The sequence below is a fragment of the Gallibacterium genomosp. 3 genome (assembly GCF_001678475.1).
In the GTDB taxonomy this organism is placed as follows: domain Bacteria; phylum Pseudomonadota; class Gammaproteobacteria; order Enterobacterales; family Pasteurellaceae; genus Gallibacterium; species Gallibacterium faecale.
In genome coordinates this window covers 33,606-55,771 of sequence record NZ_JTJR01000001.1, presented here as the reverse complement: position 1 = coordinate 55,771, position 22,166 = coordinate 33,606, and the positions used below count along the sequence as shown (strand labels likewise).

Here is a 22,166-nt window from a genome sequence, read left to right as displayed (position 1 = left end):
ATTGGTTACACCACCAGATAACTGAGCATTGACACTAAGTTAAGTCATATTCACTCAACCTAGAAACCCTATGCTTTATTTTTGGTGCGTTGCCTGATAATTTGTTGCAGATAAATTAAGAAGATGTATCAATGATGAAGATAAAAAATAGCCCGAAAACTGCTTGCTTTCGGGCTAGATAAAAAACGTAAAAATTAGCGACGTAAACCTAAACGGTTAATTAAGTTAGAATAGCTTTCTAAGTTAGAACGTTTTAAGTAGTCTAATAATTTACGACGACGTGAAACCATACCTAATAAACCACGGCGACCATGGTGGTCTTTTTTATGAACTGAAAAGTGTTCTTGTAAGTGGTTAATTTGTGCAGTTAATAATGCAATTTGAACTTCTGATGAACCAGTGTCTTTTGCATCACGACCAAATTTAGCAACGATTTTTGCTTTTTCTTCAGTACTTAGAGACATAATAAACTCCTAAAAAGTTAAGGTTATAAATACATCGATAGCCGATCTCTAATCCAGCTACGACAAGAGCTGTGCATTTTACCCGTTCTCTAAACGAATGGCAAAATATTTTATATCCATTATTCACCAGTTAAAACAAACTCTTCATCTGTTTCACTTTTTTCTGGTTCTACCGGCGCAATGATTTCAATTTCTGTACTAAATTGTACTCCACGAGGCAATGCGCCACCTCTACGTCCACGCTCACCATAATAATGCGTAACCTCTTCTGCAGTTAAAGTTACTTTACGCTTACCCGCACGGAAAATTAAGCTGCTACCCTGATTAATTAACAATAATCTTGCTAACAACTCTTCTCGTGATTTTGCTTTCGCCGCAGGAATATTAATAATTTTATTACCTTTTCCTTTCGCTAACTCAGGTAGCTCACTTAATGGAAATACTAACATTCTATTTGCAGTAGTAATTGCAACTAATAAAGCAGATTTATTTTCTACAATGACTGGCGGTAATACTTTTGCATTTTCTGGTAATGAAATTGTCGCTTTACCCGCTTTATTACGAGAAATGAGATCCTCTACCTGGCATACAAACCCATAGCCAGCATTAGAAGCCATCAATACCGCTTGTTCTGGTTTACTCATCAATAGCTGTTCAATCGCCGCGCCTGCAGGTAATGTTAATTTTCCAGTTATTGGTTCACCTTGTGAACGAGCAGATGGTAATGACAACGCATCTAGGCTATAACTACGACCTGTATTATCTAAGAAAATAACTGGTTGATTAGAACGCCCACAAACATGTGCAAGATATTTATCGCCTGCTTTATAACTTAATGTTGCTGGATCAATATCATGCCCTTTAGCACAACGAACCCAGCCCATTTCAGATAAAATCACAGTAACCGGTTCTACAGGAACTAACGCACTTTCCGCAATCACTTTTGCCTCTGCTCGTTCTACAATTTTAGAACGACGAGGGCTAGCAAACTGTTCTGCATCTTGCTGAATTTCCTGCTTGATCAGTTGATTAAGATTCGCCTCTGATGCTAATACTTTTTCTAACTGTTGACGTTCTTCCGCTAATTGCTGTTGTTCTGCTTTTAGCTCAGTTTCTTCCAATTTCGCTAAATGGCGTAACCGTAAATTTAAGATGGCTTCAGCTTGTTCCTCTGAAAGATTAAAGCGTGCCATCAACACTGGTTTCGGTTCATCTTCATGACGAATTATGTCAATCACTTCATCAATATTCAGAAAAGCTATCAACAAGCCCTCTAAAATATGCAAACGAGCCAAAACTTTATCTAAGCGATATTGCAAACGGCGTGTCACCGTTTGACGTCTAAACACCAACCATTCCGTTAAAATCGTAAAGAGATCTTTAACCGCAGGTTTGCGATCTAAGCCAATCATATTCATATTGACTCGATAGCTTTTTTCTAAATCCGTAGTGGCAAACAGATGCGCCATTAATTCATCTTCATTCACCCGATTTGAACGAGGAACAATCACAATTCTAGTCGGATTTTCATGATCAGATTCATCTTTAATATCATCAACCATCGGCAATTTTTTATTACGCATTTGCGTCGCAATTTGCTCAATAATTTTTGCCCCTGATGCCTGATAAGGAATCGCACTAATCACGATCTCTCCATCTTCTTTTTTCCATACAGCACGCATTTTTAATGAGCCTTTACCTTGCGTATAGATTTTTTGTAAATCCTCTTTTGGCGAGATAATTTCAGCTTCTGTTGGAAAATCTGGTGCTTTGACAATTTTTAACAGATCCGTAATGGTGGCATCTGGTTTATCCAGCAATAAAATTAATGCATTTGCAATTTCATTAATATTATGCGGTGGAATATCTGTCGCCATACCCACAGCAATACCGGTTGTTCCATTAAGCAAAATATGTGGCAATCGTGCTGGTAAATATTGGGGTTCTTCAATCGTACCATCAAAATTAGGCTGATAATCTACCGTTCCTTGCCCTAATTCAGATAACAACAATTCTGAGATTTTTGATAAACGAGATTCGGTATAACGCATTGCAGCAAAAGATTTTGGATCATCTGGCGCCCCCCAGTTTCCTTGCCCATCAACTAAGGGATAACGATATGAAAAAGGTTGCGCCATCAACACCATTGCTTCATAACAAGCAGTATCACCATGCGGGTGAAACTTACCTAATACATCCCCTACCGTACGCGCTGATTTTTTATATTTTGCCGTTGCATTTAATCCCAATTCTGACATCGCATAGATAATACGGCGTTGCACTGGCTTTAGACCATCACCAATAAATGGTAAGGCACGATCCATAATCACATACATTGAATAATTGAGGTAAGCATTTTCGGTAAAATGCCCTATTGGCATTTGCTCAACCCCTTCATAGTTAATTGTTGTCATTATTCTCTCTCTACTCATTCATCGATTTTAAACGCTAAGTTCAGCATGATCGCCTTTTTCTTGTAACCAATTTTTACGATCATCCGCTCGTTTCTTCGCTAATAACATATCCAAAATTTCAAAGGTATGATCAACTTCGCCTTCCGTCTGAGTTGTTGGTTCATACACTAACTGCACTAAACGGCGAGTATTCGGATCCATCGTGGTTTCGCGTAATTGTAATGGATTCATCTCCCCTAACCCTTTGAAACGTTGTACATTCGCTTTACCTCGTTTACTTTGTAAGCGCTCTAAAATCGCCTCTTTTTCTCCCTCATCAAGGGCATAATAAACTTCTTTACCTAAATCAATCCGATATAACGGTGGCATTGCAACATAGACATGCCCTTCTTCCACTAATTTCGGGAAATGACGTAAAAATAGTGCACATAATAAAGTTGCAATATGTAAACCATCTGAATCAGCATCCGCTAAAATACAGACTTTGCCGTAGCGTAGTTGTGATAAATCATCTGAATCTGGATCAATCCCTAAAGCCACTGCAATATCGTGAATTTCTTGCGAGCCTAAAACTTGGTCACCTGCGACCTCCCAAGTATTTAAAATTTTTCCTCGTAATGGCAGAATTGCCTGATATTCACGATCTCTCGCTTGTTTAGCCGAACCACCCGCAGAATCCCCCTCCACTAAAAATAATTCAGTACGAGCCAGATCTTGTTGCGTACAATCTGCTAATTTTCCTGGCAAAGCTGGTCCACTCACCAATTTTTTCCGTACTACTTTCTTTGCACTACGTAAACGGCGTTGTGCAGAAGCGATTGCCATTTCAGCAAGTTGTTCTGCTTGTTGCACATTTTGGTTCAGCCATAAACTAAAGCTATCTTTTACAACACCAGTCACAAAGACTGCACTTTGACGTGATGACAAACGCTCTTTAGTTTGTCCTGCAAATTGAGGATCTTGCATTTTTAAAGACAAGATATAGGCACAGTGATCCCAAAGGTCATCGGCGGTTAATTTTACCCCTCGTGGCAATAAATTGCGGAACTCACAAAACTCCCGCATTGCATCTAATAAACCTTGGCGTAATCCATTAACATGAGTCCCACCTAATGGAGTTGGAATTAAATTAACATAACTTTCACCAATGACATTTCCACCTTCTGGTAACCAGAATAACGCCCAACTCACCGTTTCGGTTGCTGCATTAAATTCACCAATAAACGGTTTTTCTGGCACAGTTTCTACACCATCAATCGCTTCTATTAGATAATCAGACAATCCATCTTGATAGCACCAAACATCTTCCGTTTGATTTACTTTATCAACAAACTTAATTTCCAATCCTGGACAAAGTACTGCTTTGGCACGTAATAAATGACGTAGGCGAGTGGATGAAAATTTCGCAGAATCAAAATATTTTGGATTAGGTAAAAATTTAACTGCTGTACCTGTGGTTCTACGCCCACAACTACCAATAACCGTAAGCTCCTCTACCTTTTTTCCATCCGCAAATGCAATATGATAAACCTCACCATTACGCTTGACAGTAACATCTACACGCGCAGATAACGCATTTACAACCGAAATACCTACGCCATGTAAACCACCTGAAAATTGGTAATTTTTGTTAGAGAATTTACCGCCTGCATGCAACTTACTTAAAATCAGTTCTACACCAGAAATTTTTTCAACTGGATGAATATCAACTGGCATTCCTCGACCGTTATCAATGACTTCAAGTGATTGATCAGGATAAAGCACAACCTCAATTTTTGTTGCATATCCTGCTAAGGCTTCATCTACACTGTTATCAATCACCTCTTGACCTAGATGATTTGGTCGTGTGGTATCTGTGTACATTCCCGGGCGTAACTGTACTGGCTCGAGATCCTTTAAAACTGTAATATCGTTGGCGTTATAAATCTCTTGACTCATTGTTCTAAGCTACTATTAATCACAAAGGGCTAGATTCTAGCATTTTTTTAGCAGTGAACAAATTGCTACTTTACGAAATTAATTTATCCCTGTTGCAAGGTAAATCATTACTAAAAAGTAGAACGAGATTGCAAATTCTACCAGCCCTGTCTGTTTCACCGACAATTTTCGTTTAGGCAATAAAATTGCACGCAATAGAGGAATAACAAAAGCTAAACTTAACAGCCAATTTACTAACAAGAGAGGTAATACCGCACAAACTACATGAAAACCACAAGACACATAATAGTAAATCGGATTTTTCCGCTCACGCATGACACTTTTCACATATAAAGTTGTGCCTAAGAAAAATAAGCTAGGATATAACGCAATTTCGACAAGATGAAAATCCCATTGCTGAGAGGGAAAATAATAAGCAGCCATGCCTGCAATCGCAAAAATAATAATCGCTGCTACATCATTCAATAAGGCGCGTTCATTTTTTGTCTTAGTATAGTAAATATTCACCAAAACCAATGGCAACATTGCTACTACAAAATAGAGAATCTGTGGGTTATACCAAATAGCAGGTAACGCAAAAACAAGACTAATACCGCCATAAATGAAAGTCCAACGCCAATACAACAACATATTTCTGCCTTTAAATAAAGCTAAAAAAGGATATGTCATTAAATACAACGCAAACCACGCAACTAATAAACAGATGTGTAATCCGATAGGTGTAGTAAGCAGAACGCCATAACAAAATGGTAAAAGTGCCATAACGATAGCACCATGTTGATTGGAAATTAATAGTTTCATTTTTTGACCTAACAGTTGATAATAGTTCTGAATTTTAACTTTAAACCCAACAATGATATATAACTTAAAGGAGTACTTATGACAATCAAGCGCATTGATGCAGGTGCACGTTTATCTGAAGCAACTATTTATGGTGGTATCGTTTATCTTGCAGGACAAGTGCCTGAAGATACCTCGCTTGATGCTTATGGACAAACTAAACAAGTGTTACAGCTGATTGATAACCTCTTGGCTCAAAGTAATTCTGATAAATCCCGCATTTTACGTGCTGAAATTTTCTTAGCAAATATGGCTGATTATGCAGAGATGAATCGCGCTTGGGACGAATGGGTTATTGCAGGTGCTGCCCCAGCTCGAGCCACAGTTGAAGCAAAACTCGCCGATCCGAATTGGAAAGTCGAAATCGTTATTACTGCAGCGTGTAAATAATACGTTACCTATGTCATAATAAGTCGATTTAATTTCTTCTCCTAATTTGAAAAAAGTATGTTGTTTATTGAGAATTTTTCTATCTATATGCAGTTTTTTATTGGTTTATTCGCAGTAACTAACCCCTTAGGTTCGTTGCCTATTTTTATGAGTATGACAAGCAACCAATATAAAGCTGAACGCCAAAAAACAATGCTGGTCACCTCAACTGCAATTGGTATCGTATTGCTTACCAGTTTATTTATCGGGCAAGCATTACTTAATTTTTTCAGTATTTCACTCAATTCATTCCGTATCGCTGGCGGTATTTTGGTGATTTCAATTGCTATGACTATGATTAGTGGGAAATTAGGGGAAGAAAAACAAAATAAAGAAGAACGTGCCACAGATTTTTCTGAAAATGAAAGTATTGCAGTTGTTCCGCTTGCGATGCCGTTAATTGCTGGCCCTGGGGCAATTAGTTCTACGATTGTTTGGGCCTCCCGTTATAACAGTTGGATTGATTGGCTCGGCTTTTCCATTTCAATTATTATTTTTTCATTTTTATGTTATGCCATTTTTCGTTCTGGCCCAATGATTATGAAATACTTAGGTAAAACCGGAAGCAACGTAGTCACCCGTATTATGGGACTTATTTTGATGGCACTTGGCATTGAAATTTGTGTCACAGGTATTTCTAACCTTTTCCCAGGATTATTGCACTAATGAAGATGTTAAAATCAAGCAAGTTCATTTTTATTGCTTGCTGTTGTTTATTTTTAACTATTGCTTGTGATCAACAAAAACAAAACACCACACAAACTAAGCCTACACCTCCAGCTCAATCAGCGTCCACAACGACCTTGATTCGTGCCGGAGAGTTTAGCCAATTTCAATTAGATCCCCATCAAGTCAATGATCTTCAGAACACTGCTCTTTTATATGATCTCTATGAAGGGCTTATTAGTTATGATATTCACGGTAATATCGTACCTGCGGTAGCTGAATCTTGGGAAAGTAAAAATCAAAAACTATGGTTATTCCATTTACGCCAAAATGCGAAATGGTCTGATGGAAGCAATGTTACCGCAGAGGATTTCGTACAAAGTTGGCAACATTTACTCAGCAGTAAAGCGCCTTTAGCTCGCTATTTAGGATTTATTGCAATTCAAAATGCAGAAAAAATTCTGACCGATAAATTACCCGCCACTGCTTTAGGTATACAGGCGATTGATACACATACGCTACAAATTCAATTAGATAAAGCAAATGCAAATTTGCCTATGATGTTAGCACATATTTCGTTAGTCCCTACTAAGGCAGCACTCTCGAATGGTGCTTATACATTAAAGCAGATTGATGAACAAAAAATCTTATTGGCAGCTAATCCTTATTATTGGAATAAAGCCCATCTCTCTTTTCAACAAGTAGAATATTGGCGTAATAACCTCACCTCTCCGCAAGTTGATTGGCAACTCAATACACAACGTACAGGCACAGAAGTACAATATGTACCAAAATTATGTGGTTACTATTACGAATTAAATCCTCATCATCCAACATTACATGATGTTGCTGTACGCCAAGCATTAGTAAGTTTAATCTCTAGCCAATCCGCAGTGGCTAATGTTGCGATTAAAGGTAAAGCCACAGCAAACTTACTGCCTCAATCTATGTTATTCGGTTCGTATTTAAACTTACCTCCTGCTGAACAGCTATTAATGCAAGCTAAAATTACTAATCGACACCCATTACACATTACTTTAACCTTTGATGATTCAGTCATTAACCAACAAATTGCACAAAATTTAACACGCCAATTTGCGCAGTCAGATCTGATTAGAGTCACTTTACAGGCAAAAGATAGTCAAACCTGGGCGACTGAACATAGCCAGCAACAATTCCAATTAATTCGTAGCGGTTGGTGTGCAGATTACAATGATCCTTCAGCATTTTTGAATATTTTCCATTCAAAAAGTCCTGATAATCTACTTCATTATCACAATCCACAAGTTGATCAATGGCTTGAACAAGCTATGGTAGAAATTGAAATCGAAAAACGCCAGCAACTCTATCAACAAGTTGTGGATGCCTTAGTGCAAGATGCGATCATTTTACCAATTTTCCAATACTATCTTCCTGTTTATATCGCACCTAATGTAGCCGGTTATGATTTAAATAATCCAACTCAGATTTTTTATAGCAAAGATCTCTATCGTTTAGTTCATTAAATCCACAATAAAAAAGGTGTGAAATTGCTCTCACACCTTTGATAAACTTTTACCCATTGATTATTTCAATGGCGGTTTCACATCCGGTGCAGATTCCGGTTTTTCTAACTCTGGGAATGTTTTTTCAGTACGATCCGCTAAAACTTTCGCAATTTCATTGGCTTGTTTATCCAAATGTAGCTCGGCATAGGCTTCTTGCAACATTGGCAATGCTTTATACGCATAACTTGTTTCAGGATATTGACGTAATAAAATATCTTGAATACGGTTTACCACTGCAACATAAGCTTGGCGTTTTTGGTAAAACTCTGCTATTTCATATTGATGTTTTGCTAAACTTTCGCGGATATATTGCATCCGTTGCACCGCATCTTTGGTATATTCACTGTTTGGGAAATAACGTGCTAATGTTTCAAAATTCCCATAGGCATTTTCTCTTGGTTTAGTTTCACGTGAAGCACGATCTACTCCAAAGAAATCTTGGAATAAATTATCCCCCAACGCCATATTGGTTAAGCCTGCGATATATAACACATAATCGAGATGTGGGCCTTGCGGATATTTTTGTAAGTAACGATCAGCGGTTGATAAGGCATTAACATAATCTTCACTACGATAATATGCATAAATTAAATTTAAATCTGCTTGTTGTGCGTATTCGCCATATGGAAAACGGTTGTCTGTGGCTTCAAGGTAACGAATAGCTTGGCGATAATTTTCATCTTGGAGATAATCTTGGGCTTTTTGGTATAACTCTTGAACTGGTACCTGTTCTACTTGCTCTTTAGAGTTGGAACAAGCTGTTAATACCAACGCAGATAAGGCAGTGACAGCTATCGCTTTTATCTTATTCATACTCATTATAGATCCTCAATTTGATTGGACAAGTTGCTCGATGAATTCATCGCACAATGTATTTTCAATCTGTAAACTCGCTGATAGTTAAGGTACAATCACGACTTTGACATCATTCTTTGCTGTTATTGTATAGCGTATCAGCAAATAATTAAATGTTTATGTTACTGGAATTATTATCACTATGGAACACCTTAAATTAACGGCAGAGGTTCAACCTCGTCAATTAGGCCAACGATTAGACCAAACTTTAGCGGAATTGTTTCCGGAATATTCCCGTTCTCGAATAAAAATTTGGATTGAAGCTGGTTTAGTACAAGTTGATGGTAAAGTGGTCACAGTACCGAAAGAAAAAGTGTTTGGTACAGAACAGATCGTAATGCAAGTTGAAATTGAAGAGGATACCCGTTTTACGCCACAAGACGTCCCACTAGACATTATTTATGAAGATGACCACATTCTGGTAATCAATAAAACAAAAGATTTAGTGGTACATCCGGGCGCTGGTAATCCTGATAATACAGTTTTAAATGGTTTACTCTATCACTATCCACCAATAGCAGAAGTACCCCGTGCGGGAATTGTACATCGTTTAGATAAAGATACGACTGGATTAATGGTTGTGGCTAAAACAGTTGAAGCACAAACAAAATTGGTACGTGCTTTACAAAAACGCCAAATTACCCGTGAATACGAAGCCATTGCAAGCGGTATTATGACCAAAGGTGGTACAGTCGATCAGCCAATGGCTCGCCATCCAACCAAGCGTACTCATATGGCAGTTCATCCGATGGGTAAACCTGCGGTAACTCACTACCGAATTATGGAACGCTTCCGTAATTACACTCGCTTACGATTACGCCTCGAAACAGGAAGAACTCACCAAATTCGTGTTCATATGGCACATATTGCTCACCCATTATTAGGTGATCAAACTTATGGCGGAAGACCAAAACCACCAAAAGGCGCAAGTGAAGCTTTATTAACTGTATTACGTCAATTCCAACGTCAAGCATTACATGCCATTATGCTACGCTTAGAACACCCAATTACTGGTGAGTTAATGGAATGGTATGCTCCCTTACCAGAAGATTTTGTGGAATTAGTTGACGCATTAAAAACTGATTACGAATTACATAAAGACGAGCTAGATTATTAATGAAAGCAATTTATCCAAATTGGCAAGTGCCAGCCAATATCCATGCTTTAAGCACATTACGTCCCGGTGGTCATAGCTGTGGCGTATTTGCTGGGCTGAATTTAGGCGATCATGTTGGCGATGATCCTGACTTAGTACAACAGAATCGCCAACAATTAGTTGAGCAATTTCAATTACCTGAATTTCCAACTTTTTTGACACAAGTACATGGCACAACTGTAAAACAGTTACATCTTAACGATAATAATCTCACTGCTGATGCTTGTTATACTAATCAAGCTAACCAAGTCTGCTTGATTATGACCGCTGATTGCTTGCCAGTTCTTTTTGCAGCAAATAATGGCAAAGAAGTTGCCGCCGCTCATGCTGGCTGGCGTGGTTTAGCTCATGGTGTATTAGAGAATACATTAGCTCAATTTACATCCTCTCCTGATCAAATTAACATCTGGTTAGCACCTGCGATTGGCCCAACCGCTTTTCAAGTCGGAGAAGATGTCCTCACCGCATTTTGTCAAATAGATCCAACTGCAAAACAAGCGTTTCAACCTGATCCTCAAAATGTAGGTAAGTATTTTGCTAATCTCTACCTACTTGCACGCTTACACTTACAAAAAGCAGGCATCTTAGCTGAAAATATTAGTGGTGGTGAATATTGTACCTTTAGCGACAGAGAAAACTTTTTTTCGTATCGGCGTGATGGTAAAACTGGCCGTATGGCAACTTTGATCTGGTTTAGTGAAAAATAAGAGCTATAACATAGTAAAGGGGCTAATCAGCCCCTTTTTCTCTATTAATCACCAACTATAACGCTTCAATACTCGCATATTGTTGGCGTAATTTTTCTAGACCTTGTTGATAATCTTGCATTTTTTCACGCTCTTTGGCGATAACGGCTTCTGGTGCTTTAGCAACAAAACTTTCATTGCTTAACTTACCTTCAATTCGTTTTACTTCACCAATTAACTTCTCAATTTCTTTATTTAAGCGTGCTAATTCTGCTTGTTTATCAATAAAGCCAGCCATTGGAATTAACAACTCTGCATTACCAATCAACTTGGTCACTGCAAGTGGTGCGGCTTCATTTGCAGCTAATAAATTAATACTGCTTAATTTCGCCATAGTTTGGATTAATCCTTGGTTTGCGGCTAAGCATTGTTGTTCTTCAGCAGTTAAATTACGCAATAACACATCTAATGGCTTACTTGGTGCAATATTCATTTCTGCACGAATATTACGCACATTTACGATTAACTCTTTGATCCAATTAATTTCATTAATCGCTTGTTGATCAACCCATTTCTCTTCAAATTGCGGAAACGGTTGTAACATAATAGTTTCCCCTTCAATTTGCATTAAAGGTTTCACTTTTTGCCAAATTTCTTCGGTAATAAATGGAATCACTGGATGCGCTAAACGTAAGATTTGTTCCAATACAGTAATTAATGTATGGCGAGTACCTCGTTGTTGCGCTTCATTGCCTTGACTTAATACTGGTTTAGTTAATTCAAGATACCAGTCACAGAATTGATTCCAGATAAACTCATATAAAGTACCCGCTGCAATATCGAAACGATACTGATCTAATGCTTGACGGAACTCTTTTACTGCTAAATTAAATTCAGCCAGAATCCAACGATCCGCAAGCGATAAACTCATTTCTTGATTACCGCTGTATCCACAATCTTTACCGTCAATATTCATTAATGCAAAACGGCTCGCATTCCATAATTTGTTACAGAAATTACGATAACCTTCCAGGCGTTTCATATCCCAGTTAATATCACGCCCGTTACTTGCTAATGCCGCTAATGTGAAACGAAGTGCATCAGTTCCATGTGCAGCAATACCATTCGCAAACTCTTTACGGGTTGCTTTTTCAATTTTTGCTGCTAATTGCGGCTGCATCATATTACCAGTACGTTTTGCCACTAAACTTTCCAAATCAATCCCATCAATCATATCTAATGGATCAAGGACATTACCTTTTGATTTGGACATTTTCGCACCGTTTTCATCACGGACTAACCCAGTGACGTACACAGTTTTGAATGGTACTTGTGGTTTACCATTTTCATCTTTAATAAAGTGCATGGTAAACATAATCATTCTAGCAACCCAGAAGAAAATAATATCGAACCCAGTAATTAATACGTTAGTTGGGTGGAACATTTGTAAATCTTTGGTTTGATTTGGCCAACCTAGAGTTGAGAATGTCCATAAACCAGAAGAGAACCAAGTATCTAACACGTCTTCATCTTGACGTAATACTACATCTGCTGAAAGTTGGTATTTTTGACGTACTTCAGCTTCATCACGTGCAACATAGACATTACCTGCTTCGTCATACCACGCTGGAATACGGTGTCCCCACCAAAGTTGACGAGAAATACACCAATCTTGAATATCTCGCATCCAAGAGAAATAAAGATTCTCATACTGTTTTGGCACGAATTGAATTTCGCCTTCTTCAACAGCACGGATTGCTTCTTTGGCTAATGGCGCTACGCTGACATACCATTGATCGGTTAGCATTGGTTCGATTGGCACACCACCACGGTCACCATAAGGCACTTTTAAATCATGTGGTTTAATCTCTTCTAATAGACCAAGAGATTCAAACTCTGCCACAATCTGTTTACGTGCTGCAAAACGTTCAAGTCCACGATAAGATGCTGGGATCTCTGCGACATAGCTTTCGTGTTGTTTACCTTCAAAAGTAAACACCTCCGCTTGCTCACGGATATCCGCATTTAGAGTAAACACATTCACCATTGGTAATTGGTGACGTTTACCAACTTCATAGTCGTTAAAATCATGAGCTGGAGTAATTTTTACTACCCCTGTTCCAAATTCTTTATCTACATATTCATCGGCAATAATTGGAATTTCACGATTCACTAATGGCAACATCACAGTCTTACCAATTAGGTTTTGGTAACGTTCATCTTCTGGATGTACCGCAACCGCAGTATCCCCTAACATAGTTTCAGGGCGAGTGGTCGCTACGACTAAATAATCTAGGCCATCTGCTGTTTTAGCTCCATTCGCCAATGGATAACGAAAATGCCATAAGCTTCCTTTAGATTCTTTATTTTCAACTTCTAAATCAGAAATCGCAGTATGTAATTTCGGATCCCAGTTTACTAAACGTTTACCACGATAGATTAGACCTTCTTCATATAAACGGACAAATACCTCTTTCACAGCTTCAGAAAGACCCGCATCCATAGTAAAACGCTCACGATCCCAATCAACTGAATCGCCTAAACGACGCATTTGTTGATTAATCGTACCACCAGATTCCGCTTTCCATTGCCAGATTTTTTCGATAAATGCTTCACGTCCATAATCGTGACGTGTTTTATTCTCTTCCGCAGCAATTTTACGCTCAACCACCATTTGTGTTGCAATACCGGCATGGTCTGTTCCTGTTTGCCATAAGGTATTGTCACCTTGCATACGATGATAACGAATTAAGGTATCCATTAATGTTTGTTGGAAAGCGTGTCCCATATGCAAACTACCAGTAACATTTGGTGGCGGGATAGCAATAGAATAGCTTGGTACATTCTCATTTTCAGACGGTTTAAAGTAACCGCTTTGTTCCCAATGTTTATACAGGGCTTGTTCTACGGCATTCGCATCAAAGCGATCGGCCATTTCAAATGGTTTTGTCATTGTTGTTTCTTCTCTTATATATGTTTTAGTCTATCAGCAATATCGTCAATCTTGATATATTTAGTATCGTGAAGTTTATTTTCTAAAATTTTAATTAAATCGAAAATGCTAACCTCTTTCACCAAAATCGACATTTGTTCTCCTGAAATGTCTTCTTGACTATTCTCTACTACTCTTGTGGAACTCTTAGTTATTATCCAAATTTCTTTTTGAGAATTATTATTAAATAGAATAGATGTTTTTATGATTTTCTTATTAGAAGTACTCTCAATAAATTCATAATCAATTGACATACTGCTTCTACAAATTTGAGATTTATAATTTTTTATTTGTTCTTTCTTTTTTATTTCCCAATTTGGATCTAATGTACAATCATATATTACTTCTAATTTTGGGGTATTAGTTGATATATTGGAAACTTTAAAAATACCATCTGCCCGTCCACCAGCATTATTTTTGGGAACAGCATAAATCTCGGATATACCTAATAATTTAAAAATAAAAAATACAAAATCCTCAAAATCAGCCCCCTTATTGATCTCATTTAGAGAACTTCTAATACTTTCAATAAGATTTTCTGTGAGGAATTTAGTATTAACTTTTATAGTTTCCTCTTTTAATTCTTGAGTTGTCAGAACTTCCAAGAGCTCAGCATAAAACTTATTATCTTTTATGACAGATTTAAATTTAACTTTATCTCCAACAGATAAACTCTTAAACAGAGTATCTGTTAATACATGACTATAATATTGTTTAATACATAAAAAATCTTTATCTTGCTCTCTACTAATCCTATTAATAATTATTTGCTCTCTTTCTCTATCTATATATTTAATAGTTGATATATGTATAGAACTATTTGATAAAATCTTTAATTCCTTAGCATAAATTTTAGAACCAATCGTAGTTGGGTAAAATTCTACCTCATCACCTTCTTTTAAACTTTCCAGGTCATTTCTAGATAAAGATTTTTCATAATATGCTTTTTTACATACAATATCATCTTTCCGATTTTTATCTAATTTATGAATTATAATTTCTCCATCATCTAAATTTACATCTTTTATTATTGATCTCACTTTATCTAGCATATTTTCCCCCTTAAAATAAAAATTATATATTTTCAGTATCTAACTGCCAGCCTAATTGGCGATAATATTTATAACGTTCTCGCGCTAATATTTTGAGCTGTTCATCCGTTGGCACAAACTCAATAACCTGAGGGAAAAGCAATGCAAATTCAGGTACTTGTAATGATAATGAAATCAATAAATCACGGCGTTGTGCGTTACGTTTTTCTGGCCAACAAATTTCCACAGGTGTCATAAAGCCACCAGCTTCACCAGATAAATTATGGGGAACAAACTGTTCAGGATCACGTTGCCATAACATTTCGTCAATTAACAACGCTTGCTCTTTATCTTGACAAGAAATCAATACTTTTTTGCCTAAACGCCATGCGTCTGCCGCTAAATCACAGGCTTTACTTTCTAATGCATGTAACTGCATAGTTGCACCAGAAAAAACATAAAAAAGAGCTTGTTTTGCCATAATTATCCTGCTTATTCACACAAGTCGGCTATTGTAACGTAAAAGAAAAATAGGATAAAGAATCGGCGCAGTTAAATCACTAAATATCCGATGTTTATTACACTTATTTAAGTTCTCGTCTGCCAATAAAGGAGTGAGATAATGTTGTGCCGTCCACCATCTCTAACTCACCTCCGACAGGGATGCCATGTGCAATACGGCTTACTTTTACACCATACTGTTGGCATATTTCGGCAATATAATTTGCGGTAGCATCCCCTTCAATAGTAGGGTTGGTCGCTAGAATCACTTCACTAAAAGATTCCGTTTGCAAACGTTTATGCAAGAGATCTAACCCAATTTCTTTAGGACCAATACCATCTAACGGAGATAAATGTCCCATTAGCACAAAATAGCGTCCAGAAAATTGTCCAGTTTGTTCAATCGCTTGAATATCAGATGGCATTTCGACAACACAAAGTTGCCCACTCTCTTGCCGGCGATAATTATTACAAATATTGCAAACTTCCTCTTCAGTGAATGTGCGACATTGGCTACAGTGACCAATATGCGACATCGCATCGGTTAATGTTCTGGCTAAATTCATTGCCCCACTGCGATCACGTTGTAGCAAATGATATGCCATACGCTGTGCAGATTTTGGTCCAACACCCGGTAAACAACGTAATGCATTCATTAATTCATCTAATAAAGGACTAATTTGCATAATTAAGATAGGTTTTTTGAAAGATATACGATTAATGGTGATTCGTTAGGGAGTCATTACTCCCTAACGTAAATAACTTAGAATGGCATTTTAAAGCCTGGTGGTAATTGCATACCTGCGGTAACAGATGCCATTTTTTCTTTTTGCATTTCATCCGCACGACGTACTGCATCATTAAATGCAGCAGCAATAAGATCTTCTAGCATCTCTTTATCATCTTCAACCAAAGAAGGATCAATTTCAACACGACGGCAGCTGTGTGCTCCATTAATAGTCACTTTAACAAGTCCCGCACCAGATTCACCCGTTACTTCTAATTGAGCGATCTCTTCCTGCATTTTTTGCATACGTTCTTGCATTTGTTGGGCTTGTTTCATTAAGCCGCCTAATCCACCTTTTCCAAACATAATTTTCTCTCTCAAATAATAAACACAAAGGCTGTATTTTAACTGAAAACCGTTATTGTGCAACGCACAAAACTATTCTTTCCCAGTTGGGCGTACCGAATCTAAATCAATTTTTGCTGCAAATTGCCGCATAAATTGATTTAATTTTTGATCCTGTTGCAATTTTTGTTGGGCTTCATCAACCATCTGTTGATAAATTTCACCACGAATCTCATATGGCGTCACTTCTGGCCCCGTATATTCTTCTAGTTCAATCTTGATTTTTCTACCATAAAAATCTTGAAAAGCTTTATTGATAAAACTGAGATCGAGATATTTCGCTAATAAAAATGATTCTGGACGAACCCCCAAACGCATAAAATGTTCATCCTTCTCTAACACCACAGAATTTAATAAAATTCGCTTACTTCCACCCGCCAATTCAAGCTTTTCAATATCCGCACTCCATTGGCTTTTTTCATTAGCACGTTCCACCACTTTTTCTACAACTTCCGGCGTGTATTTCTCCAGTAACGCTTTTTTAATATCTGACGGACGCATTGCTTGCTGCTGTTGATCTATTGTTGGATCACTCCATGACCAATGATAATTCTCATTCAAAATACCGGTTGTTTCAATCTCAGTATCTTCTGTTGTTTCGATTACAGGCGCATTATCATCTTGTAATAAACGAGATAATGGCGCTTGTTCAGCAGCCTGGTGAGCTTCTGTCACATGAGTTGAAGTAATGTTTTCTGAGGTGTTAACTTGAGTTTGTACAGTAACTTGTTGTTCAGACGTAATCGTAGTTGCAGATTTATCAAAATTTATTGCTGTTGAGGTTATTGCCGTGATATTTGCATCATTCACCGAAACCTTTTTTTTTTCTGAAATAGATGTCGGCTGTTTATCCTCTACTGCAATATGTGCTGGCTTACCCTGTTCTAAACTTGCTACCTGCTGCAAAATATCACTAGACAATAATGCAGAAGAACGCACATCAGGCGTTACTTTTTGCTCTGTTTTTGGCTCTTCTACTGCGGTTGCAATAGTTGCTTTCGCCTCTGAATGTATAACAACTTCTGGTTTTGTTAGCTGTGGCTTATTTTCTACGGAAGAACTTGGCTTTTGCTCACTTTGCATAACCGAATTAGGTTGCGATTGCTTAATTTCATTAGCAGTCACTGTTTGATTGGTTACCGGCTGAGCAAACGTAAAACGTTTAGGGTGAAATGCTAAAGCACGTAAAATCGTCATCTCTACCCCAGTTTTAGCTTCAGGCGAGTAGGCTAACTCTTTACGCCCATTTAGCATTAATTGGTAATAAAACTGTATATCTTCTGCTGAAATTGTTTTCGCTAGTAGTGCCAGAGAAGAATCTACTGATTGTCCTTTTGGTGGCAATAATTGTAACATGGCAATTTGGTGCAATGTTTCAGCCATATCTTGTAAAACTCTTTCCCAATCAATACCTTGTTGTGCTATTTCGTGCAATACCTGCATAGCTGCTTCACCATCTGCTTGAGAAATTGCACTTAACAACGCGATTGATTTATCACTGTCTAATAGCCCTAACATTGCATTCACTGTCGTTGTTGTAATATTGCCATTACTTAATGTAATCGCCTGATCAGTTAAACTTAACGCATCTCGCACACTCCCTTGTGCAGCTTGAGCCAACTTATTCAATGCAGGGATTTGATAACTAATCTTTTCTTGTGCCAACAATTTACCCAGATGTTCAGCTATCACATCAGTATCTAACGCTTTTAAATGGAATTGAATACAGCGAGAAAGCACCGTAATAGGTAATTTTTGCGGATCGGTTGTCGCCAGTAAGAATTTCACATATTCTGGCGGTTCTTCTAATGTTTTTAATAAAGCATTAAAGCTGTGTCTAGAAAGCATATGCACTTCATCGATCAAGTAAATTTTAAAGCGACCTCGTACTGGCTTATACTGCACATTATCGAGTAATTCACGTGTATCTTCGACTTTTGTCCGTGATGCCGCATCAATTTCAATTAGATCAATAAAATTGCCTTCTTTAATAGCACGACAGTTTTCACATTCACCACAAGGTTCTGCGGTGATGCCCGTTTCACAATTTAATCCTTTAGCAAATAAACGGGCTATCGAGGTTTTCCCTACTCCTCGAGTACCAGAAAATAGATAAGCATGATGTAAACGTTGACTATTTAAACCATTACTTAAGGCGGTTATCACATGATCCTGCCCAATCACTTCAGAAAAGCGATTTGGTCGCCATTTGCGTGCTAATACCTGATAACTCATGCCTATCCTTTCTTGAATTAATGTCCTTCAAAATCTACTAAGGTAAATGGTTCAACACCTAACTTACGTAAACGATCTTCACCGCCAAGCTCTGGCAAGCTAATCACAAACGCAGCATGTTCAACCTTTCCACCAAGACGCTGAATCAATTTGATCGTTGCTTCGACTGTTCCACCTGTAGCAAGCAAATCATCAATGATAAGCACATTATCTTCTTTACTGACAGAATCGGTATGCATTTCTAATGTGTCTTGACCATATTCAAGTTCATAAGATTGAGAAATGACTTCACGTGGCAATTTTCCTGGTTTTCTCACTAAAATAAATGGCACATTTAATGCTAATGCAACTGGTGCCCCAAAAATAAAACCGCGAGATTCAGTTCCAGCCACTTTAGTGATATTTTTCGCTTTAAAATGCTCAGCAATCAACTCTATTGTTGCTTTAAATGCCGCTGGCACTTCAACTAAGCTAGTAATATCACGGAAAATAATGCCTTCTGCAGGATAATTTGGAATTGATTTAATAGATGATTTAATTAACTCTTTTTGTTGTTGGTTCATGATTATTTGCCTAACACAAAATTATATGTAGCGGGTGCTACTCTCAAAGTTTGCTATTCTAACAGTGACGGTATGGAAAAAATACTCTTTAACATCAAAAAAATGAAAAATTCTATTGATAAATATCCATACTATCCTTGCGAGTTTTTAATAAACGCAAAATCCAAACATATTGTTCTGGTGTTGGTGTGACAAACTGCTCAATCACTTCATTCATCAATCTTGCACTGCGTTGTTCATCATCATCTAATGCTAAAGGAGCAGTAATTTCAATTTCATAACGTCCAGAAAGGGCGTTATAGCGTGGGAACATCGGAATAACAACGGCTTTGGCAATTTTGCACATTTTATTTAGCCCCGGTAAGGTAGCTTTGTAGGTAGCAAAAAAATCAGTATAAACACTTAATTCTTCGCCATAGTCCTCATCAGGCAAGTAATATCCCATCTCACCTTTGCGTACCGCATTTAAGAATGGCTTAATCCCATTTTGACGAGCGTGCATTTTGCCACCAAAACGTTCACGTACACTATTCCATAACCAATCAACTAACAGATTACGATGTGGATTATACATTGCTGTCATTGGTATACCGTGCGTATGCAAAATAATACCTGAAGCATCTATTGCCCAAGTGTGAGGAACTAACAAAATAATATTTTGTCCTGCGGCTTGCGCTTGTTGTAGATACTCTAAACCAGTAAAAACACTTCTTTTTTGGAGGTGCTTTTTGGAACGTAGCGCAATCTCGCCAATACCAAGCATAGTTTGTGCTACTGTAATAAACATTTGATCGATGACTTGCTGACGTTTTTCTACGCTCCAATCAGGAAAACAATAACGTAAATTAACCTCTGCCCGATTACGTTGTTTTTTCGCTATTTTTCCGACTAATAATCCGATCTTAGCCGCCAAATAATCTCGCCAACGAAAAGGTAAAAAGCCTAATAAGGCTAACAAAAATACGCCTAACCAAACGCCCCAATATTTTGGTAGTAAATATTGCCAACGAAATTGTGGTTGATAACCTACTCGAGCAGTAATTCTTCTATTCGTATCAGACATTGTTTCTTTTTGCTATCCCAATCAATTAGCTAAACCAACCGTAGTCATACATCATTTTTGCCGTCATAATGAATGCCATGATCACAACCATTGGACGAATTAATTTCTGCCCTTTAGTCAGTACCATTTTTGCCCCTAATCTAGCCCCAATAAAACCGCCTAACATCATAACAAATCCCAATGTCCAATAGACTTCACCACCTAAAATGAAAAATACTAATGAAGTAAAGTTAGAGGTAAAATTAAGAATCTTAGCATGAGCTGTCGCTTTGGCAAGGTTAAATCCTAATAGGGTTACAAATGCTGCACATAAAAAAGAACCTGTACCTGGTCCAAAAAAACCATCATAAAAACCGATAGGAAATGCCGCAACACAAGCAAAAGCAACAAAACTTAAGCGTTGATGGCGATCTTGTTCTCCAATTTTTGGAGAAAATAAGAAATACAATCCCACAATTAATACTAAAATCGGTAGCAGTGATTTCACTACGGAGGCATCAATCGTCTGTACTAAAACAGTTCCAATCATTGCACCAGTGAAAGTCCCTAAGATCATTTTCCAGATCTGTTTTAAATCCACTGCTTTTTGCCGTACAAAATACAGACTGGCAGAAAAAGAGCCACCGCTTGCTTGTAATTTGTTGGTTGCTAAAGCCGCTGCAGGAGGAACCCCAACAGCCAATAAAGCGGGAATCGTAATTAACCCGCCACCACCAGCAATTGCATCAATAAAACCAGCTAATCCTGCTAATAAGAAAAGAATTACATAAACATCTAAACCAAGATCAGGCATACTCACTCCTTGATTTGTTATTCAACAAGCCATTGTTGTTTTTCAGGTGAATCTAATAATTGCTGACATAAAATCGGCAATACTGGAGGTTGTTTAGCTGGTGCGGGTGTTGTAGATGATTTTGGCTCAAACCAAGACATCAATTCTGCACCACATCCATCGCCAGCAGGAATTGCAGCCTGTTCTTCACAATATTGTGCACCCGGTGGACAATGTAAACGGACATGGAAATGTGCATCATGCCCAAACCAAGGGCGAATTTTGCGTAACCAACTACGCTCCCCTTTTACTGTTTGACACAATTTTAATTTAATCGCTGGATTAACAAAAATTCGTGCTACTTGTGGATCAGTCGCTGCCAGTTGAATCAATGTTGTTTGATTTGTTGTCCAAACACGATCATCAACACGCTGTAATTTACGATTAACCATTAATATTGCCGTAGGATTTAGCGCTTGTTTAGCACTCATTGCCCCCATTTTTAGCCAAATATCCGCATCAAGCCCCATTTGATGGCTAGCATGACCTGTTGCAAAACGACCACCTGCTGGCATCGCAATATCACCTACCAACATAGTTGGTAACCCAGCCGCTTTTACTCGCTTACCTAATCTTGCTAAATAAGCCAACATATCCGGATGACCAAAATAACGTAATTTTTGTGATCGAATCACTTGATAACCTTCACCATTTAAAGGCATAGCTTTGGCGCCAATGATACAGCCATTACTATAACTACCAATCGGTAATGGATCACCTGGCACTGGGCGTTTAATTCTTTGCCATTCAGTTTCTGCCCATGCTTGAGAAATCCCTAAAAATAGTAATCCCCAAGCAATGATTTTCCATTGAGTTTTCATA

20 protein-coding genes are annotated in these 22,166 nt (G+C 37.8%); 5 read left to right on the top strand and 15 right to left on the bottom strand.

Annotated features, from left to right (window positions below; translation table 11 throughout):
• Positions 1 to 194: 194 nt before the first annotated feature.
• From rpsO to QV06_RS00255, 4 genes are all read right to left on the bottom strand, one after another.
• Positions 195 to 464: a 30S ribosomal protein S15 gene (gene rpsO / locus QV06_RS00270; protein WP_065236415.1), complete on the bottom strand. Its 270-nt coding sequence runs from the start codon at positions 462 to 464 to the stop codon at positions 195 to 197.
• 119 nt (positions 465 to 583) lie between these two features.
• A complete protein-coding gene (gene parC, locus QV06_RS00265) occupies positions 584 to 2,878 on the bottom strand; it encodes a DNA topoisomerase IV subunit A (RefSeq protein ID WP_082984995.1) in 2,295 nt (764 codons plus the stop codon).
• 27 nt (positions 2,879 to 2,905) lie between these two features.
• Entirely contained in the window at positions 2,906 to 4,816 is a 1,911-nt protein-coding gene (parE, locus tag QV06_RS00260; protein ID WP_065236414.1) for a DNA topoisomerase IV subunit B, read from the bottom strand.
• A 78-nt stretch (positions 4,817 to 4,894) separates the two neighbouring features.
• Positions 4,895 to 5,617: a YwiC-like family protein gene (locus QV06_RS00255; RefSeq protein ID WP_065236413.1), complete on the bottom strand. Its 723-nt coding sequence runs from the start codon at positions 5,615 to 5,617 to the stop codon at positions 4,895 to 4,897.
• A 78-nt stretch (positions 5,618 to 5,695) separates the two neighbouring features.
• Here QV06_RS00255 and QV06_RS00250 point away from each other — a divergent pair, with 78 nt between their 5' ends.
• Genes QV06_RS00250 through QV06_RS00240 form a run of 3 tightly spaced genes read left to right on the top strand, consistent with a single transcriptional unit; the run spans position 5,696 to position 8,256 of the window.
• Positions 5,696 to 6,046 (top strand): RidA family protein, encoded by a 351-nt coding sequence (locus tag QV06_RS00250; protein ID WP_065236412.1) that lies wholly within the window; start codon positions 5,696 to 5,698, stop codon positions 6,044 to 6,046.
• A gap of 57 nt (positions 6,047 to 6,103) precedes the next feature.
• The gene (locus QV06_RS00245; protein ID WP_065236411.1) at positions 6,104 to 6,751 is read left to right on the top strand and encodes a YchE family NAAT transporter; all 648 of its coding nucleotides are present in this window, start codon (positions 6,104 to 6,106) and stop codon (positions 6,749 to 6,751) included.
• Positions 6,751 to 8,256, top strand: coding sequence for a peptide ABC transporter substrate-binding protein (locus QV06_RS00240; RefSeq protein WP_065236410.1), 1,506 nt, complete (start codon positions 6,751 to 6,753; stop codon positions 8,254 to 8,256). Before QV06_RS00245 ends, QV06_RS00240 begins: the two co-directional genes overlap by 1 nt.
• A gap of 60 nt (positions 8,257 to 8,316) precedes the next feature.
• On the opposite strand, the gene bamD is transcribed toward QV06_RS00240, so the two are convergent.
• Positions 8,317 to 9,111 carry an outer membrane protein assembly factor BamD gene (bamD, locus tag QV06_RS00235; protein WP_065236442.1) on the bottom strand — a complete coding sequence of 265 codons (795 nt, stop codon included), beginning with the start codon at positions 9,109 to 9,111 and terminating at the stop codon, positions 8,317 to 8,319.
• 184 nt (positions 9,112 to 9,295) lie between these two features.
• Here bamD and rluD point away from each other — a divergent pair, with 184 nt between their 5' ends.
• Together rluD and pgeF are read left to right on the top strand one after the other, a co-directional pair.
• A complete protein-coding gene (gene rluD, locus QV06_RS00230; protein WP_065236409.1) occupies positions 9,296 to 10,270 on the top strand; it encodes a 23S rRNA pseudouridine(1911/1915/1917) synthase RluD in 975 nt (324 codons plus the stop codon).
• Positions 10,270 to 11,016 carry a peptidoglycan editing factor PgeF gene (pgeF, locus tag QV06_RS00225; RefSeq protein ID WP_065236408.1) on the top strand — a complete coding sequence of 249 codons (747 nt, stop codon included), beginning with the start codon at positions 10,270 to 10,272 and terminating at the stop codon, positions 11,014 to 11,016. Before rluD ends, pgeF begins: the two co-directional genes overlap by 1 nt.
• Before the next feature lie 55 nt (positions 11,017 to 11,071).
• Here the strand turns inward: pgeF and QV06_RS00220 are convergent, their stop codons facing one another.
• The 10 genes from QV06_RS00220 to mepA all read right to left on the bottom strand — a co-directional run bounded on the left by QV06_RS00220 (position 11,072) and on the right by mepA (position 22,165).
• Positions 11,072 to 13,948 carry a valine--tRNA ligase gene (locus QV06_RS00220; protein ID WP_065236407.1) on the bottom strand — a complete coding sequence of 959 codons (2,877 nt, stop codon included), beginning with the start codon at positions 13,946 to 13,948 and terminating at the stop codon, positions 11,072 to 11,074.
• 14 nt (positions 13,949 to 13,962) lie between these two features.
• Positions 13,963 to 15,039: a hypothetical protein gene (locus QV06_RS11805; protein ID WP_209435858.1), complete on the bottom strand. Its 1,077-nt coding sequence runs from the start codon at positions 15,037 to 15,039 to the stop codon at positions 13,963 to 13,965.
• Between the two features lie 22 nt (positions 15,040 to 15,061).
• A complete protein-coding gene (locus tag QV06_RS00210) occupies positions 15,062 to 15,499 on the bottom strand; it encodes a DNA polymerase III subunit chi (protein ID WP_065236405.1) in 438 nt (145 codons plus the stop codon).
• Positions 15,500 to 15,602: 103 nt separating this feature from the next.
• A complete protein-coding gene (gene recR, locus QV06_RS00205) occupies positions 15,603 to 16,205 on the bottom strand; it encodes a recombination mediator RecR (RefSeq protein WP_065236404.1) in 603 nt (200 codons plus the stop codon).
• Between the two features lie 77 nt (positions 16,206 to 16,282).
• Positions 16,283 to 16,612, bottom strand: coding sequence for a YbaB/EbfC family nucleoid-associated protein (locus QV06_RS00200; protein WP_065233649.1), 330 nt, complete (start codon positions 16,610 to 16,612; stop codon positions 16,283 to 16,285).
• A gap of 72 nt (positions 16,613 to 16,684) precedes the next feature.
• Positions 16,685 to 18,886 (bottom strand): DNA polymerase III subunit gamma/tau, encoded by a 2,202-nt coding sequence (dnaX, locus tag QV06_RS00195; protein WP_065236403.1) that lies wholly within the window; start codon positions 18,884 to 18,886, stop codon positions 16,685 to 16,687.
• Between the two features lie 17 nt (positions 18,887 to 18,903).
• Positions 18,904 to 19,449: an adenine phosphoribosyltransferase gene (gene apt / locus QV06_RS00190; protein WP_065233647.1), complete on the bottom strand. Its 546-nt coding sequence runs from the start codon at positions 19,447 to 19,449 to the stop codon at positions 18,904 to 18,906.
• Positions 19,450 to 19,561: 112 nt separating this feature from the next.
• Positions 19,562 to 20,512 carry a lauroyl-Kdo(2)-lipid IV(A) myristoyltransferase gene (lpxM, locus tag QV06_RS00185; protein WP_065236402.1) on the bottom strand — a complete coding sequence of 317 codons (951 nt, stop codon included), beginning with the start codon at positions 20,510 to 20,512 and terminating at the stop codon, positions 19,562 to 19,564.
• Positions 20,513 to 20,537: 25 nt separating this feature from the next.
• Positions 20,538 to 21,305, bottom strand: a complete 768-nt coding sequence (locus QV06_RS00180) for a TSUP family transporter (protein ID WP_065233645.1) — start codon at positions 21,303 to 21,305, stop codon at positions 20,538 to 20,540.
• Between the two features lie 17 nt (positions 21,306 to 21,322).
• Positions 21,323 to 22,165, bottom strand: coding sequence for a penicillin-insensitive murein endopeptidase (mepA, locus tag QV06_RS00175; protein WP_065236401.1), 843 nt, complete (start codon positions 22,163 to 22,165; stop codon positions 21,323 to 21,325).
• Position 22,166 lies beyond the last annotated feature (1 nt).

What these genes read in the sequence shown, in the direction of transcription:
- QV06_RS00200 (WP_065233649.1), bottom strand. Translation starts at nt 16,612, where the DNA reads ATGTTTGGAAAAGGTGGATTAGGCGGCTTAATGAAACAAGCCCAACAA.
- dnaX (WP_065236403.1), bottom strand. Translation starts at nt 18,886, where the DNA reads ATGAGTTATCAGGTATTAGCACGCAAATGGCGACCAAATCGCTTTTCT.
- recR (WP_065236404.1), bottom strand. Translation starts at nt 16,205, where the DNA reads ATGCAAATTAGTCCTTTATTAGATGAATTAATGAATGCATTACGTTGT.
- apt (WP_065233647.1), bottom strand. Translation starts at nt 19,449, where the DNA reads ATGAACCAACAACAAAAAGAGTTAATTAAATCATCTATTAAATCAATT.
- QV06_RS00240 (WP_065236410.1), top strand. Translation starts at nt 6,751, where the DNA reads ATGAAGATGTTAAAATCAAGCAAGTTCATTTTTATTGCTTGCTGTTGT.
- pgeF (WP_065236408.1), top strand. Translation starts at nt 10,270, where the DNA reads ATGAAAGCAATTTATCCAAATTGGCAAGTGCCAGCCAATATCCATGCT.
- mepA (WP_065236401.1), bottom strand. Translation starts at nt 22,165, where the DNA reads ATGAAAACTCAATGGAAAATCATTGCTTGGGGATTACTATTTTTAGGG.
- QV06_RS00220 (WP_065236407.1), bottom strand. Translation starts at nt 13,948, where the DNA reads ATGACAAAACCATTTGAAATGGCCGATCGCTTTGATGCGAATGCCGTA.
- QV06_RS00180 (WP_065233645.1), bottom strand. Translation starts at nt 21,305, where the DNA reads ATGCCTGATCTTGGTTTAGATGTTTATGTAATTCTTTTCTTATTAGCA.
- parE (WP_065236414.1), bottom strand. Translation starts at nt 4,816, where the DNA reads ATGAGTCAAGAGATTTATAACGCCAACGATATTACAGTTTTAAAGGAT.
- QV06_RS11805 (WP_209435858.1), bottom strand. Translation starts at nt 15,039, where the DNA reads ATGCTAGATAAAGTGAGATCAATAATAAAAGATGTAAATTTAGATGAT.
- QV06_RS00245 (WP_065236411.1), top strand. Translation starts at nt 6,104, where the DNA reads ATGTTGTTTATTGAGAATTTTTCTATCTATATGCAGTTTTTTATTGGT.
- bamD (WP_065236442.1), bottom strand. Translation starts at nt 9,111, where the DNA reads ATGAATAAGATAAAAGCGATAGCTGTCACTGCCTTATCTGCGTTGGTA.
- lpxM (WP_065236402.1), bottom strand. Translation starts at nt 20,512, where the DNA reads ATGTCTGATACGAATAGAAGAATTACTGCTCGAGTAGGTTATCAACCA.
- QV06_RS00210 (WP_065236405.1), bottom strand. Translation starts at nt 15,499, where the DNA reads ATGGCAAAACAAGCTCTTTTTTATGTTTTTTCTGGTGCAACTATGCAG.
- QV06_RS00255 (WP_065236413.1), bottom strand. Translation starts at nt 5,617, where the DNA reads ATGAAACTATTAATTTCCAATCAACATGGTGCTATCGTTATGGCACTT.
- parC (WP_082984995.1), bottom strand. Translation starts at nt 2,878, where the DNA reads ATGACAACAATTAACTATGAAGGGGTTGAGCAAATGCCAATAGGGCAT.
- rpsO (WP_065236415.1), bottom strand. Translation starts at nt 464, where the DNA reads ATGTCTCTAAGTACTGAAGAAAAAGCAAAAATCGTTGCTAAATTTGGT.
- rluD (WP_065236409.1), top strand. Translation starts at nt 9,296, where the DNA reads ATGGAACACCTTAAATTAACGGCAGAGGTTCAACCTCGTCAATTAGGC.
- QV06_RS00250 (WP_065236412.1), top strand. Translation starts at nt 5,696, where the DNA reads ATGACAATCAAGCGCATTGATGCAGGTGCACGTTTATCTGAAGCAACT.